This is a genomic window from Micromonospora sp. NPDC049107, from assembly GCF_040648595.1.
Taxonomy (GTDB): Bacteria; Actinomycetota; Actinomycetes; order Mycobacteriales; family Micromonosporaceae; genus Micromonospora.
Genome location: NZ_JBEZEC010000007.1, coordinates 182,709 through 197,016, shown reverse-complemented (window position 1 = coordinate 197,016; position 14,308 = coordinate 182,709). Strand labels below are relative to the sequence as shown.

Sequence of the window (14,308 nt, the reverse complement as noted above, 5' to 3'; positions counted from 1 at the left end):
CGGAGCCGGTCGGCTCAGGCCTTCCTGTCCCGGGTGGCCCGGTCCAACGCGCGGTCCAGGACGACCAGCAGGGCGTCCCGCACGGAGAGTCGGTCCCGGGCGTCGAACTGCACCAGGGGTACATGGTCGCCGATGGCCAGCGCCCAGCGGATCTCGCCGAGTTCCAGGGCCAGTCGCCCGTCGAACGCGTTGACCCCCACCACGAACGGCAGACCGGCCCGCTCGAAGAAGTCGATCGCCGGGAAGCAGTCGTCCAGTCGGGCGCTGTCGACGACCACCAGCGCGCCGAGCGCGCCCCGGGCGAGGTCTTCCCACATGAAGCCGAAGCGGGACTGCCCCGGGGTGCCGAACAGGTAGAGCTTGAGGCTGCGGTCGATGGTCACACAACCGAAGTCCATCGCCACCGTGGTCGTGGTCTTGTTCGACCGTACGCCCGGGTCGTCCACGCCGATGCCGGCGCTGGTCATCTCGGCCTCGGTGGTCAGCGGCGCGATCTCGGAGATCGCGCCGACCGTGGTGGTCTTGCCCACCCCGAACCCACCGGCGACGAGGATCTTGACCGGTACGGGTGGCGCGGCCGACGGACGGCTGGTCGGTCCCGTGTCGGCCGGCGGCCGGTACGGAGGTGGCGGCCCGGTCGGCGGTGGCGCGCTGGCCCGTCCGGACGCCGGAGGAGTGCCGGAGGCCGCGCCGTAGCGGGCGGTGGCGCTGTTGCCGGCGAGACCCCCGATCGGGACGACCGGCCATTCAGGAGATCGCACGAAGTCCATCAATCACTCGCAGGATGAGGTCGGGGTCGTAGGCGTCGTTGGCGTCGGTGACGTGCACGTCCAGGTGCCCGGCGGCCCGCAGGTCGCCCACCAGCACCCGGGTCACGCCGAACTGCAGCCGGGCCCGGGCGGAGATCTCGGCTACCGAGATGGGTTCGGCGCAGAGCGCGATGATCGCCTGAAGCTCCGGCGCCAGCAGGCTGACCGGCGTGCCCGTCCAGCGGGCGACGTCGGAGCGGGTCACCTGCGTCTCGAGTCCGATCGCCGGATCGGCGCCGGCCACCCGCCCGGCGGTGAGCACGAACGGCCGCAGACCGGCCGGGCCACTGTCGTCCGGAGCCGGCCCCGGCGCCGGCTCCGGCGCCGCCGACGCGCCGCCCCCACCCGGGTGCGGCGTGCGCAGGTAGGGGCGGATCCGTGCCCCGGGCTCCGGGTCCGGATCCTCGCCGGCGACGTCGGGAGTCACTGCTGAACGGCGTTCTTCAGCTCGGCGATCAGGCGCGGGGTGAGCGCGCCGCCGGCCCGGCCGGCGAAGAGCGTCATCTCGTACGCGACGGTGCCCAGGTTCGCCGAGCGGTCGGCGACGACACCCAACACGGAACCGCTGCTGATAGCGCTGATCAACAGGTATCCGTCGGCCATGTCGACGATCACCCGGTTGAGGCCGCCGAGCGCGTACCAACTGGCCGCGCCCCCGGCGAGGCTGGTCATGCCGGAGACCACGGCGGCCAGACGCTCGGCGTTGGAGCGGTCCTTGATGGCCGACATGGCCATCAGCAGCCCGTCCGAGGAGACCGCGATCGCCTCCAACACCCCGGCGGTGCTGGAGGTGAAGGAGTCCAGCAGCCAGTTGAACGTGCGGGCCTCGGGGCTGAGGTCCCCGGCGGCGGCCGGCTGGGTCTGGTCGACGTTGTCGTGCAGGAAGGGGCTGGTCACCGTGATGATCCTTCTTCGTTCCGACGATCTGGGCTGACTTCGCGGAGAGCGCGGGCGACGCCCGCCTCGAAATCGGTGATGAGGCTGCGCACCTCGGCCGGGTCGCCGAGCTGCGGGCTGGCTGGTGGGTTGGGCGGTGAGACCGTCAGGTTCGCGCCGGGCACGCGCCGACTCAGCCGGGGACGGCCCCGGTTGGTGCCGCCGGTGTCCGCCACGGTCGGGCCGAAGCCGCCCGGGGTGGTGGGCAGGTCGACGGTAGCGCCGGAATCCGCCGCCGTGGGCCCCGCGCTGGTCGGCGGGTCGGTGACCGTCCGCATTGACCAGTTCCCGCCGGGACCATCGGCGGGCGGGGCGCTCGACTCGGCCCGGCGTACGCCGGACTGGAACGCCTCGACCAGCGCGCGGGCGGCGTCCGGGTCGGCGCTGGTGGCGTCGACCGGCCGGCTGGGTGCGGCGGCCGCGGAGAGGCTCGCGCCGGGCACCCGCTGCCGGATCCGGGGGCCGGCGGACGTTCCCGCCGTGGTGGCGCTCTGCGCGACGGCGGCGGGTTGCGGTGTCGTACGGGCGGTCGCGGCGGCGTCCGCCGACTCCCGAGCGCCGAAGGCGTCCCAGGACTCGCCGGACTCCAGGCTGCGGGTGGCCCGGCTGAGCAGGTCCGTGTCGAAGCCGGACGCTGGCCCAGCGGCGGCGGCCGGCGCGGCGACGGCCGGTGCGGCGGTGGCCGGCGCGGCAGCGGCCCCCCGGGCACGAGCGCCCCGGGCGGGGTCGAGAGCCAGCCGTCGTCCCCGGTCCGGTACGGCGGCCCGCGCGACCGTCGCCCCGGCCCGGTCGGCGCGGCGCAGCACCAGTGACGCCTGGGGAATCTCCACCTGGGCGGTCACGCCGCCGCCGACGGTGGCGGCGAGACGCACCTCCCAGCCGTGGCGGCGAGCCAGCCGGCCCACCACGAAGAGGCCGAGCACCTCGGTCGGCGCGAGGTCGAGACGTTCCCGCCGGGTGAGCCGGGCGTTCTCCTCGGCGAGCCGTTGCTCGCTCATGCCGATGCCGTGGTCCACCACGGTGATCCGGGCGCCCGGACCGGAGGTCTCGCCGGTCACCACGACCCGGGTGTGCGGCGGGGAGAAGACCGTCGCGTTCTCCATCAGCTCGGCCAGTGCCAGGACGAGGTCGCCGATGACGGCCGGCGCGGCGGCGACACCCGCCGGCACCTGCACGTCGACGCGGGTGTAGTCCTCGATCTCGCCGAGCGCCAACCGGACCACGTCGGCCAGCGGAACCGGCGCGGTGTGCGCGTCGGCGCCCGCCGAGCCGGAGAGCACCACGAGGCTGCCGGCGTTGCGGCGCAGCCGGCTGGAGATGTGGTCGAGCCGGTACAGGTGCTCCAACCGGCCCGCGTCGGCCTCCTGCTGCTCCAGCCGGTCGATCAGCGCGAGCTGCCGGCTCACCAGGTTCTGGGTACGCCGTCCGACGTGTCCGAACATCTGCGCCACGTTGCGCCGGCCGGCGATCTGCCGCTCGACCAACTGGGCGGCGGTGTTCTGCACCCGGTCGAACGCCCGGGCCAGGTCACCGATCTCGTCGCTGGAGGAGATGACCACCGGCTGCAACCGGACCGACTGGGCGCTCTCCGCCTCGTCGTCGGTGACCCGGACCAGCTCCGCCTCCGCGACCCGGGCGACCCGGTCGGCGGAGCGGGTGAGCTGGGTCAGCGGTCGGGCCACCGTACGCGCCACCGCCGCGCTGAGCAGCACCACCAGCGCCAGGATCAGCGCCGCCGCGCCGGCCACCAGGTAGGCGGCGGTGAGCGCGCGCCGCTGGTCGGCCTTCACCTCGGCGAGAACGTCGGCGACGATCTTCTTCTCGACGAACTGACCGAGCCGGATCATCGTGCGGACGGCGGGGAACAGCGCCTCCATCGGCACGTCGCGGACCGCCCCGGCCGGGTCCCGGGCGCTGGTGATCAGGAAGTCGGGGCTGGTACGCGCGGCCACGGCGGCGTCGTTGAGCTGGGCCACCTTGAGCTGCTCGGGCGTGATCAGGCTGCGGAAGCGCGCGTTGTCGACCTGGAGGGCCGCGATGCACGCCACGTAGCCGGCGGTGGTGTCCGGAGTGCCGATCGCCTTGACGAGGATGCTCAGCGTGGCGCAGGCGCCGATGCCCTCGTCGGCGCGGAGCAGCCCGTCCAGGGCGAGCACCTGGCGGCCGGGCAACGTCTCGGTGTCCACACTGAAGACCAGCCGGAGCGATCCGATCAACTCCCGGTTGACCGGGCCGAAGGCGTCCATCACCTGGCCGGGGTTCGCGCTCCGGGCCAGTACCGCCCTGCGCAGGTCGCCCAGCCGGGAAATCCCGTTGAGCGCGTGGTCGACCTGCTCGGTCAGCGCGTCTCCGCCGTCGGCCCGCAGGTCGGCCACCCGGTCGTCCACGTCGGCCGCCTTGCGGATCACCTCGGAGCGTTCGACCCGGCCGAGGAGGAAGCCGATCGACAGGATGCGCTCCTGCTGGAGGTCCTGGACGAGGCTGCCGACCCGGCTGGCGAGCCGTACCTGGTCGGTGATGTCGGCGGCGCGTTGGGCGGCGGCCACCCGGTCGAGCACCACGGGCACCGCGAGGCCGACCATGCTCAGCAGGGGAATTACCACGAGCAGCGCGAGCTTCCCGCGGATCCGGAGCCTAGCGAGCAGCATCGAACGGCCCCCACTGTTCGGCGACCGGCTCGTGGGCCGCGCCCACCGGTTGCAGCGGTCGGAGGTCGGTCGCGGCCGGTGGTTGCCAGGGGTCGCCGGTCGTCGCGGTGGCCGGGGTCGTGGCGTCCGGTGCGGCGGCCCGCCGGCGTGTCCGCCGGTCGGCGGCGATCAGTAGTACGGCGAGCCAGATCAGCACCAGCGCGGCCACCCCGGCCGCCCCGGCGGCCAGCCACCGGTCCCGGGCCAACCCGTCGATCCGTTCGGTGAGCAGGGTGTCCAGCTCGCCGAGGATGACGGGCTGAAGTTGCCGGGCGGCGTTGCGCGAGTTGAGCGCGGTGGCGGCCAGTTGGCCCTGGTCCACCGTTCCGGAGGCGCTGGGCGTCGAGTACAGGGCCATCGCCTCCACCGACCGCTGGTAGGCGTCGAGCGGGGTCAGCACGTTGGCGCCCAGGTCGGTGCTCTCCGAGTTGTCCACGGCGGAGCGCAGGTTGTCGACCGCGTCGGTCGCGGGCGCCAGGGCGGCCACCCGCAGGCCGGTCATCTCCATCAGGCTCCGGGGTCGTTCGGCGGCCGGTCGTCGAGCGGCGAGCACACCCAGGTCGGCGAGCCGGCCGGCGCCCACCACCGCCTCGGGCAGCTTCTGGCCGGCGCTGTCCTGCAGGAAGAAGGAGTCGGCGCCCGGGTCACGGCCCAGCCCCGAGCTCTCCCGGACCTTGCGGTGCAGGGCGAGCAGCAGGTCGGTGACCTCGCCGTACGCGGTGTAGGCGGCGTCCGGGTCGGCGGGGCTGCGGTCGCGCAGCGCCTCCAGTTTGGCGCGTAGCCCGGCCCACCGTTCCTGCGTGCGCAGTTCTCCGCCGATGCGGGCGTCCACCGCGGCGGCCTGCTCGACGGCACGGGTCAGGGGCTCGCCGGGGACGGGACGGCCGGCGACGGCGGTGGTCTGGGCCTCCACCAGTGTCTCGGTGACCGGGGCCAGCGCGCGGAGGTACTCCACGCCGAGTCGTTCCCGGTCGGCCAGGCTCCGATCGTCGCCGGTGTGTCGCCAGGTGGACGCGAAGAGCGTGCCGACCGGCGCGAGCAGCGCGACGATGAGCAGCAACGGCAGCGAACGGCCGAGCATGGACGTTCGTCGACGGGCCCGCGGCGCGGGGACTGTCATGGGGTGTCTCCTCCGGCGTCGGGCGGGGGATCGGCGCGGTGTCGGGTTCGCCGACAAGTCCCGTCCACCGGACCGGAAAACTAATCGAACCCCAGGCGAGCTGGCCGGTTGCGACGAGTCAGGTTTGCGTCAGTTCGAGCGATGTCACCGTTCGTCAGGGTTCCGGGCACGCTCTGTCCGGTTCGTTGGTGTGACATGAAGGCATCGAGGGTGATATCCGCGAAAGATCGGAATTCACAGGATCCGAAGTCAACTCACTGGCCCGCCACGCCTGATGCTCGGTCGCACCAGACCGGTTCACCGATCGGGGCAACCGGACGGACGTACGGCGGATCTCAGCCAATGCTCAGGCTGCGCGCCGTACCGTGTGCCGCATGAGATCGCCGTCGCCGGCCGCGTGGTTCCGGCGTGCCCTGCCCACCCGCCGCCGCACGATCGCCGCAGCGGCGGTCGTCGTGCTGCTGGCTGCCGCCGTGACCTGGGCGGTGTGGCCGCAGGGATCGGACGTCCGCACGCAGAGCGCGATGCTCACCGTCCGCTCCGGACCGTCCGGCGACGCCCCCGTGGACCTGGACACCACCCTGTACCTCCCGTCCGGCGCGTCGTCCGGCCGGAAGGTCCCCGCGGTCCTGCTGGCGCACGGCTTCGGCGGCACGAAGGAGTCGGTGCGCTCGGACGCCGAAGAGTTCGCCGGACGCGGCTACGCGGTGCTCACCTGGACCGCGCGGGGCTTCGGCCGCAGCGGCGGCGAGATCCACCTGGACAACCCGGACTACGAGGTGCGCGACGCCCAGCGGCTGCTGGACTGGCTGGCCGCCCGGCCCGAGGTGCGGACCGACGCCCCCGGCGACCCGAAGGTCGGCGTGGTCGGCGGCTCGTACGGCGGCGGCCTGGCGCTGCTGCTGGCCGCCCAGGACCGCCGGGTGGACGCGATCGTCCCCATGATCACCTGGAACGACCTGTCCCGCGCCTTCCTGCCGGAGAGCACCGGCGGGGCGCCGACCGAGGGCGTGTTCAAGAAGGGCTGGGCCGGCCTCTTCTTCGGCGGCGGCGGCAACGTGGGCAGCGGCCCGGCCGGGCTCGCCGGTACGACCGCCGCCCAGCCCGAAGGAGCGCCGGCGTCCGCCGGTCCACCGAGCCCGGGGCCGGGCGCGGGTCCCGGAACCGCGTCCGGTGGCCTACCGGCCGGTGCCGCCGACCCGTCCTGCGGGCGGTTCGCGGCCGACGTGTGCGCCGCGTACCTGCGGATCGCCACCGCGGGCCGGGCCGACCAGGCGGCCGTCGACCTGCTGCGCCGGTCCAGCCCGGCCGGTGTGCTGGACCGGATCAAGGCGCCCACCCTGCTGGTGCAGGGCGAGGCGGACACGCTCTTTCCGCTCGGCGAGGCGGACGCGAACGCCCGGGGGATCGCCGCCGCCGGCACCCCGGTGCGGGTCGCCTGGTTCACCGGTGGGCACGACGGCGGCAGTGGACCGCGCTCGGACTCCGACCGGGTGAAGTTCCTGACCATCCAGTGGCTCGACCACTACGTCAAGGGCGACGGCGACGCGCCCGGCGACGACTTCACCTGGTCCCGGATCGCCGGGTTCGACGCGCTCGACCGGGGTCTGGTCGCCACCGGCTTCCGCCGCGCCGACTACCCCGGCCTGGCCGGCAACGCCCGCCGGGAGGTGGCGGTCGCCGGTCCGGCGCAGCCGATCGCGAACCCGCCGAACGGCAACCCGGCCGCCATCTCCTCGATTCCGTTCGCTGGCGGCCTCGCCTCGCTGCTCGACGGGGTGGCCGGCGACGTGCCCGGCCAGCACGCGCGTTTCGAGTCGACGCCGCTCACCGAGGCGGTCGACGTGGCCGGCGCGCCCACCGTGACCGTGCGGGCCGCCTCGCCCACCGGCGAAGCGGTGCTCTTCGTCAAGCTCTACGACGTCGACAAGGACGGCGCGGCGACCCTGCCGAACGGCCTGGTCGCGCCGATCCGCCTCACCGGCCTGCCGCAGCGGGTGCAGGACGCCCGCCCGGTCACCGTGACGCTGCCCGGGATCGTCCGCCGGATCGAGGCGGGGCACCGGCTGCGCCTGGTGGTCGCCAGCTCCGACCAGGCGTACACCACCCCCGCCGCGCCCACCGTCTACACGGTTGCCGCGGACGGCGCGGTCAGCCTGCCCACGGTCGACGGCGAGCCGATCCCCACCGCGGCGACCGTCTGGCGCTGGGTGCTCGCCGGCCTGCTCGCCGCCATCGTGATCGGGCTCGTCGTGGTCGTCGCCGTCGTCCGCCGCCGGCATCGCCGCCAGGACCGCTCGGTGCATCCGGAGTACGCGGACACGCCGCTGGCCGTGCGCGCGCTGCGCAAGGAGTACGCGGACGGGTTCGTGGCGGTGTCGAACGTGGACTTCGAGGTGCACCCGGGTCAGGTGGTGGGCCTGCTGGGGCCCAACGGCGCGGGCAAGACCACCACCCTGCGGGTGCTGATGGGGCTGACCCAGCCGACCGCCGGGGAGATCTACGTGTTCGGTCGTCGGCTGGTGCCCGGCTCGCCGGTGCTGTCCCGCATCGGGGCGCTGGTGGAGGGGCCGGGATTCCTGCCGCACCTCTCCGGCCTGGCGAACCTGCGGGCGTACTGGCGGGCCACCGGGCGACCGGCCGAGGACGCGCACTTCGACGAGGCGTTGGAGATCGCCGGGCTGGGCGACTCGGTGCACCGGAAGATCAAGAACTACAGCCACGGCATGCGCCAGCGGCTCGCCATCGCCCAGGCCATGCTGGGCCTACCGGAGCTGTTGGTGCTGGACGAGCCGACCGACGGGCTCGACCCGCCGCAGATCGCCGAGATGCGCCGGGTCCTGCAGCGGTACGCCACCGACGGGCGGGCGGTGCTGGTCTCCAGTCACCTGCTGGCCGAGGTGGAGCAGACCTGCACGCACGCGGTGGTGGTCAACAAGGGCCGGATCGTGGCCTCCGGGCCGGTCCAGGAGATCGTGGGCGAGTCGCCGAGCGTGCTGTTCGACGTCACCGATCCGGAGGCGGCGCGGGCCGTGCTGGACCGGCTGCACGGCGTACGGGTGTTGCCGGAGAGCGACGGGCAGTTGGTGGTGGACACCAACGGCACGGCCCGCAGCGAGGTGGTGGCCGAGCTGGTGCGCGCCGGCATCGGGGTGGACCGGGTGGTGCCCCGGCGACGCCTGGAAGACGCGTTCCTCGCCCTGGTGGGCGAGAACTCTCGGGGAAGCGGTGACCGGTGATGGCTGTTGTCGACGCGGGTGAGGCCCGGGGCTACCGGCCGTCGGCCACCCTGCCCTTCGCGGCGGAGTTCCGCCGGCAGGCGTCCCGGCGGCGGACCCAGCTTGCGCTCGGGTTCATGGTGCTGCTGCCGCTGATCATCCTGATCGCCTTCCAGTTCAACTCCGGCGGCGACGACGACAACGGCAACAACGAGTTCGCCAGCCTTGTCGACCTGGCCACCTCCGGCGGGCTCAACTTCACCCTCTTCTCGATCTTCGTGTCGGCGTCGTTCCTGCTGGTGGTGGTCGTCGCGCTGTTCTGCGGCGACACGGTGGCCAGCGAGGCGAGCTGGGGGAGCCTGCGCTACCTGCTGGCGATCCCGGTACCCCGGGCCCGGCTGCTGACGGTGAAGCTGGTGGTCGCGCTCGCGTACTCGGGTCTGGCCCTGGTGTTGTTGGCCGGCACCGCCCTGCTCGCGGGGACCCTGCGCTACGGCTGGTCGCCGCTGCGCAGCACGGTGGCCGCCGAGCTGGAGCCGGGGGAGGGGCTGCTCCGGTTGCTGGCCGTACTCGGCTACCTGGCGGTCGTACTCCTGGTGGTGGCCGGCCTGGCGTTCCTGCTGTCGGTGACGACGGACGCCGCGCTGGGCGCGGTCGGCGGAGCGGTCCTGCTGTGGATCCTGTCCAGCATCCTGGACCAGATCACCGCCCTGGGCGGGCTGCGGGACTTTCTGCCCACCCACTTCAGCACCGCCTGGCTGGGGTTGCTCTCCACACCGGTGCAGACCGACGACGTGGTACGCGGCACCATCTCGGCGATCAGCTACGCGACGCTGTTCTGGGGGTTGGCGTTCTGGCGCTTCACCCGCAAGGACATCACGTCGTAGGCGTCCGCCAGGCGCTGACGCCGATCCGCCCGGTGTTGCCCACGTCGACCGGGCCGTCCGGGTCGACCTCCTCGGCCGGCTGACCGGCGGCGGGCGCCACCGTCAGGTACGCCCCGTCGGTGGCGACCACCGTCGAGTCGGTGACCAGGTTGCGCCAGAGGACGCTGGCGATGGCCCGTTCGCCGGGTGCCAGGGTGATCTCGCGGGGTGGCTGGTCGTAGCCGGACGTGATGTCCTTCGCCCCGTTCTGCACCGCCAGGATGATCGGCTTGCGCTGCTCGTCGAGGACCCACACCGTCGGGTACCCGTTGAGCCGGTACGGGCGGTCACCGCAGTTGACCAGCTCCAGGCCGAGGGCGCGCAGCCCCATCGCGGCGTCCCCGCCGGTCGAGCGGATCCGGACACCGGATGCCGGGCACTCGGCCACCGGGGCGACACTCGCCGACGGGGTCGGACTCGTCGTGGAGGTGGCCTTGGGCGGGGGACCGGTGGGGTCGCCGCCCTGCCCGGCGTGATCGCGCGGCACGCAGGCGCTGAGCGTGACCAGCAGAGCGGCCCCCGCGCCGATTCGTCGCCCCCAGGCGTTGCGGAAGATCATCTCCTGATCCTCGCGCACCGACGCCCCCGGCCGCTGCCCGGGCGGTCGTCGTTCGCGCTAGATCGCCGCTGTGGGCCTGCCGATGCCAAGATCCGCGCAACTTCCCTGTTGTTGCTGCTTGCGGCGCGCGGGAGGCAGCAACAACCCTGATGTTGTGCGGATCTTCGGGCGCTGAGGGGGTTGGGGTGTGGTTACCCGGTAGCCGATGCCACGTCGTCGTCCGGCTCGCATAGCCTGTCGGGGTGGTCGGTGGGCAGGGCGCAGCGGGCACCGCCGGGCAGTCGGTGGTCGCACCAGACGCGGGTACGCACGAACTGGCGGTCCTCCTCGCTCAACGTCGTCTCACCGAAGTCGATCGCGGTGACGTGCCCGAGCGAGTCACGCAGCGCCTCGGCCAGCGCCCGCGCGCCGTCGACGCTGGTCAGGGTGGTGGGTAGGTGAACGATCCAGCGTGGCGGTACCTCGTACTCCGTCATGGTTCTTCCCTTGGTTCGGGCGGCGCCGGTCCTGGGTCCGGCGTCAGGTGGTCGCTCCGGACAACCCTTCGGTGTACGACGTGAGCGCCTCCACGGCCGCTGTAAGGCTCTCGGCCATCAGGTCGAGCTGTTCGGCGGCCCGGGACCACTGCCCGCTCGCCGCCTCGGCGGCCAGGTCGGGCTGGCCGGCTTCGGCGAGTTGCTGCCGAGCCGTGGTGATCCGCGCCGGAAGCTGACCGACCCGCGCGGCGGCGGCACCAAACTGGTCGCGGGCGGTGTCCAACACCTCGACCAGGTCGCCGATGCTGGGCTGGCCGGCTGCGGTGCGTAGCCGGCTCGCACCGTCGCTGAGCTGCCGTTCCGCGTCAGCGGCCAGGTCGAGCGCATCGTCCCCGCGACGCCGCGCGTGCCGGGTCGCCGGGTGGGCACAGCCGGCGCTGGTCCGCTCCAACAGGACGGTCGCAGCGGCTACCGCGAGGTACGTCTCGCGCAGCTCGCCGGCCACCTGCTCGACTTCCCAGGCGGCGCTCGCCTCGGTCACGGTCACGGGGGCCTCCTCTCGCATTGATCGGTGCCGGAGCAGCGCGACAACCAGCTCAGATGGGGGACATCCGAGCCGCTTTGCGCGCTGCCCCGGCAGGGGGAACCGCCCAGTGCCTAGCTGGAAGTTCCTCTTCCCAGCTTTACCGGTAATGCCGGTAAAGTCAACGATGCGCTTGAGGTGACTCGCGTCGTCGTGATCAGATGGGCATGCCTAGCTGGGAGTACCTTGCATGCCCACACCACGGAAGTTCGAGCCGCACTACCGGCGGATCATCGCCGACATCAGAAGGCGTATCGCCGACGGTGAGTGGCCGCCTGGGCACAAGCTGCCGTCCACCAAAGAGTTGGCAGACCTGTACAACGTCGGTAGCCAGTCGACTGTCCGGCAAGCCATCACGATCTTGATTGAGACCGGTGAGTTGTACGGCCACCAAGGACTGGGCGTCTTCGTGGCTGAATAGTCCTCAGCTCGGGGACTGCGATACACGTCGATACTCGATACCGTCACCAGGTGTATTTCAACCAAGGGCGGATTGCCCGATGAGCATCGCCGAGCTGAAGGCGACCCTTGGTGCCGCCATCGAGTCGGCCCGCCAAGGCCGCCGAACCCTCGATCAGGCGATTGCTGAGGCCGAATCAGCGACCAGCGAAGCGGCCCGAGTCCTCCGAGGCAGTCGGCATGCTGAGGTGACGCGGGCGCACAGTGCACTCCGTTCCGCCCAAGCCGAGATAGAACCGACTCGCCGCCGTTTCGATGCCATTGCCGAGAAGGTGGGCGACTACCGCTCGCGGCTCGGATGACCAGCGTAGGCGAGGTGGTCGCGCAGCTCGTGGCGATACGAGCAAGCCTCGACAGCGCTGCGGTGACAGCGTCGCGCGCGCGGGCGGACGCCGAACAGGCGCTCGCTCACCTGACTGAAGCTCTCCGGAATGGCACCAATCAACGGCTGGCAGCCGCTGCCGCAGATGCGGAAGTCGCCAGGGACAAAGCAGGTCGCTACGCGCGGCTGCTGGCCGACGCTGCCCGGCACATCAGCGCCTACGTAAACGTCATCGCTCCCGGCGCCGCACCAGTAGACCCGTCCGTCGACGCCTCCACGCCCTCCGGCGAGCGTCTGGTCACCGAGGCCGAAGCCCGCGGCAGCAAAGCCGACGTCCTGTGGCGACGGCAGGTCCAGAAGGCGGACGACACCGAAGACGCTTTGAAGAAGAGCGAGAGTGGCGCGAAGGAGTTCTACAAGTTCCTGAGGCAGGACAATGGCGGCGGATCGAGTACTGGCACTGCCTCGCCGGGACCGGCTCAAGCTTCTCCCCAAATCGACAACCCCGTGACGGCGCTGGTGATGGCGGCCGGTGCGGTGGCGGTCATGGCCAAAGCGATGTGGAACTATGGCCACACTCGACGAGCGAGGAGACGGGACAGCGATGATCAAGTCCGACCTGATCGAGTACGTCCGGACGATGATCCGGAGTGACTACGCTGCCAACGAGTCCGTCGGTGCCCGGCTCGATGCCGAAGGCTGGGACGGTTTCCCACGGTTCCTTGCCGCTCTGTTCTTTGTGGCAGTCGACCGACGATTTGGCGAGACCGCAGACCGGGTCGGAGTGATCAAGTTTGTCGCAGAGTTGCGAGCCCAGTACGAGGGCGGCCCTGAGATCCGAGCCGACGACGCTGAGTCGTTGATCCTGGCAACCATCGACCCCTCGCTTGACTACACGGTCAGCCCCGAAATGATCGGGCGGATCCAGGCGGCGACGGTCCAGAAGATCTTCACGGAAGAAGGTCTCGTCGACTCTGCGCTGGACACCCTGCTCTCAGAGGCAGCCGACCTCGCATCGCGGGACTAGCGCCTGAGCCCGCGCCCGGTGTGTGATCGGCGCGCACAACCGGCTCGAGATGCTGTAGCCCTCGTCTACCCGAGGACGCTCATGTAGTTTCGGGCGGCCTGCGAGCTGCCCTGGAGCAGCGTCATCGCCTCCACGAGGCGTTGCTTGCCCTGCTCGGCGCGGGCAATCGCTTCGGCCAGCGTTGGGTGTCCGGTGCCGGCGGCCACAGCCCGAAGTCTTGCCATGGTCTGCTCGGTTGCCTCGACGGCGGCGCGAATCTGCTGCTGGGTGGCATTTCCTTGATCCGCAGCCTGTGCGAGCGCCGCCTTGACTTCCTCGATGCTCGCCATGCGCGCCTCCCGACCTTCGATGCGAAGCGATGTCGCGCCGCGTGTCGAAGCGGACACTATCCGACATCTGCGCGCTGCCGCAGTCCCGGCTGCCAGGTCGAGGCGCTGCCCCCGCGCCCCTCGGCGGCAGCGCTTGCCCCATTTTCAGGGCAGCTCGACAGGGTGTACGGACACCACGCCAGCCGGTACGTTGAGGGCTCGGGAGCGCTCCCAGCGTCGGTGACGGCCATCGTGGTGGGCGGTCAAAACAGGGCAAATCGCAGCTTCGGCCTCGCGCGCTTCAGGTTCTTCCGCCGGGGATTTTCCCACTAGCAAGGAATTTATTAACATCGATGGCTTGAGGCCCCACCATGGAAGAGATCTGTTCCCTTCGATGGAGGTCTCCATGAACGTCTCTCGGCTCGGCGGGCCGACCCTGTCCCTCTTCCGCATCGTGATCGGCCTGCTGTTCACCCTGCACGGCCTCGCGTCGGTCTTCGGGTTGTTCGGCGGCAACTCGACGACCGGCAAGGCCATACCGCTCGGCACCTGGCCGGGCTGGTGGGCCGCCCTGATCCAGCTCATCTGCGGCGCGCTGGTGCTGGTCGGACTCTTCGCCCGACCCGCCGCGCTGCTCGCGTCCGGCTCGATGGCGTACGCCTACTTCGTCGTGCACCAGCCGGACGACCTGCTGCCGCTGCGCAACGGCGGTGAGCTGGCAGCCCTCTTCTGCTGGTCGTTCCTGCTGGTCGCGACGCTCGGCGCGGGCCCGTGGGCGCTCGACTCGGTGCTCTTCAAGCGGCGTGCCGAGGTGCCGTCGATGGCCGAGCCCAGCCCGGTCAACGCCTGACCGACCCGTAACGCGCGTCGCCGGAGCC

General features: G+C 71.9%; 16 protein-coding genes. 7 read left to right on the top strand and 9 right to left on the bottom strand.

Annotated features, from left to right (window positions below; genetic code table 11):
• Positions 1–14: 14 nt before the first annotated feature.
• The 5 genes from AB0B55_RS18820 to AB0B55_RS18800 are packed head-to-tail and all read right to left on the bottom strand — an operon-like array spanning position 15 to position 5,552.
• Positions 15–770 carry an ATP/GTP-binding protein gene (locus AB0B55_RS18820; RefSeq protein ID WP_357128867.1) on the bottom strand — a complete coding sequence of 252 codons (756 nt, stop codon included), beginning with the start codon at positions 768–770 and terminating at the stop codon, positions 15–17.
• A complete protein-coding gene (locus AB0B55_RS18815) occupies positions 748–1,236 on the bottom strand; it encodes a DUF742 domain-containing protein (protein WP_357128870.1) in 489 nt (162 codons plus the stop codon). Before AB0B55_RS18815 ends, AB0B55_RS18820 begins: the two co-directional genes overlap by 23 nt.
• A complete protein-coding gene (locus AB0B55_RS18810) occupies positions 1,233–1,706 on the bottom strand; it encodes a roadblock/LC7 domain-containing protein (RefSeq protein WP_355050923.1) in 474 nt (157 codons plus the stop codon). Before AB0B55_RS18810 ends, AB0B55_RS18815 begins: the two co-directional genes overlap by 4 nt.
• Entirely contained in the window at positions 1,703–4,393 is a 2,691-nt protein-coding gene (locus AB0B55_RS18805) for a nitrate- and nitrite sensing domain-containing protein (protein ID WP_357172468.1), read from the bottom strand. Before AB0B55_RS18805 ends, AB0B55_RS18810 begins: the two co-directional genes overlap by 4 nt.
• The gene (locus AB0B55_RS18800; protein WP_357128876.1) at positions 4,380–5,552 is read right to left on the bottom strand and encodes a hypothetical protein; all 1,173 of its coding nucleotides are present in this window, start codon (positions 5,550–5,552) and stop codon (positions 4,380–4,382) included. Before AB0B55_RS18800 ends, AB0B55_RS18805 begins: the two co-directional genes overlap by 14 nt.
• A gap of 374 nt (positions 5,553–5,926) precedes the next feature.
• On the opposite strand from AB0B55_RS18800, the gene AB0B55_RS18795 reads away from it, so the two are divergent.
• Both AB0B55_RS18795 and AB0B55_RS18790 read left to right on the top strand, forming a co-directional pair.
• The gene (locus tag AB0B55_RS18795) at positions 5,927–8,791 is read left to right on the top strand and encodes an alpha/beta fold hydrolase (RefSeq protein WP_357172466.1); all 2,865 of its coding nucleotides are present in this window, start codon (positions 5,927–5,929) and stop codon (positions 8,789–8,791) included.
• Positions 8,791–9,657 (top strand): ABC transporter permease subunit, encoded by an 867-nt coding sequence (locus AB0B55_RS18790; RefSeq protein ID WP_355050919.1) that lies wholly within the window; start codon positions 8,791–8,793, stop codon positions 9,655–9,657. Before AB0B55_RS18795 ends, AB0B55_RS18790 begins: the two co-directional genes overlap by 1 nt.
• Here AB0B55_RS18790 and AB0B55_RS18785 read toward each other — a convergent pair.
• From AB0B55_RS18785 to AB0B55_RS18775, 3 genes are all read right to left on the bottom strand, one after another.
• The gene (locus tag AB0B55_RS18785; RefSeq protein WP_357172461.1) at positions 9,647–10,273 is read right to left on the bottom strand and encodes a DUF4232 domain-containing protein; all 627 of its coding nucleotides are present in this window, start codon (positions 10,271–10,273) and stop codon (positions 9,647–9,649) included. The genes AB0B55_RS18790 and AB0B55_RS18785 overlap by 11 nt on opposite strands.
• 173 nt (positions 10,274–10,446) lie before the next feature.
• A complete protein-coding gene (locus AB0B55_RS18780; protein WP_357128888.1) occupies positions 10,447–10,731 on the bottom strand; it encodes a hypothetical protein in 285 nt (94 codons plus the stop codon).
• 43 nt (positions 10,732–10,774) lie between these two features.
• Positions 10,775–11,278 (bottom strand): hypothetical protein, encoded by a 504-nt coding sequence (locus tag AB0B55_RS18775; protein WP_357172458.1) that lies wholly within the window; start codon positions 11,276–11,278, stop codon positions 10,775–10,777.
• Between the two features lie 226 nt (positions 11,279–11,504).
• Here AB0B55_RS18775 and AB0B55_RS18770 point away from each other — a divergent pair, with 226 nt between their 5' ends.
• The 4 genes from AB0B55_RS18770 to AB0B55_RS18755 all read left to right on the top strand — a co-directional run bounded on the left by AB0B55_RS18770 (position 11,505) and on the right by AB0B55_RS18755 (position 13,122).
• Positions 11,505–11,735, top strand: coding sequence for a winged helix-turn-helix domain-containing protein (locus AB0B55_RS18770; RefSeq protein ID WP_357128894.1), 231 nt, complete (start codon positions 11,505–11,507; stop codon positions 11,733–11,735).
• A gap of 79 nt (positions 11,736–11,814) precedes the next feature.
• Positions 11,815–12,075: a hypothetical protein gene (locus tag AB0B55_RS18765; protein ID WP_357128897.1), complete on the top strand. Its 261-nt coding sequence runs from the start codon at positions 11,815–11,817 to the stop codon at positions 12,073–12,075.
• 14 nt (positions 12,076–12,089) lie between these two features.
• Complete coding sequence (locus AB0B55_RS18760) at positions 12,090–12,749, top strand: hypothetical protein (RefSeq protein ID WP_357128900.1); 660 nt, start codon at positions 12,090–12,092, stop codon at positions 12,747–12,749.
• On the top strand, positions 12,700–13,122 hold the full coding sequence (locus tag AB0B55_RS18755; protein WP_357128903.1) for a hypothetical protein: 423 nt from the start codon (positions 12,700–12,702) through the stop codon (positions 13,120–13,122). Before AB0B55_RS18760 ends, AB0B55_RS18755 begins: the two co-directional genes overlap by 50 nt.
• A 65-nt stretch (positions 13,123–13,187) precedes the next feature.
• Here the strand turns inward: AB0B55_RS18755 and AB0B55_RS18750 are convergent, their stop codons facing one another.
• A complete protein-coding gene (locus tag AB0B55_RS18750; RefSeq protein WP_357128906.1) occupies positions 13,188–13,451 on the bottom strand; it encodes a hypothetical protein in 264 nt (87 codons plus the stop codon).
• Between the two features lie 385 nt (positions 13,452–13,836).
• On the opposite strand from AB0B55_RS18750, the gene AB0B55_RS18745 reads away from it, so the two are divergent.
• Entirely contained in the window at positions 13,837–14,280 is a 444-nt protein-coding gene (locus tag AB0B55_RS18745; RefSeq protein ID WP_357128909.1) for a DoxX family protein, read from the top strand.
• Positions 14,281–14,308: the final 28 nt, after the last annotated feature.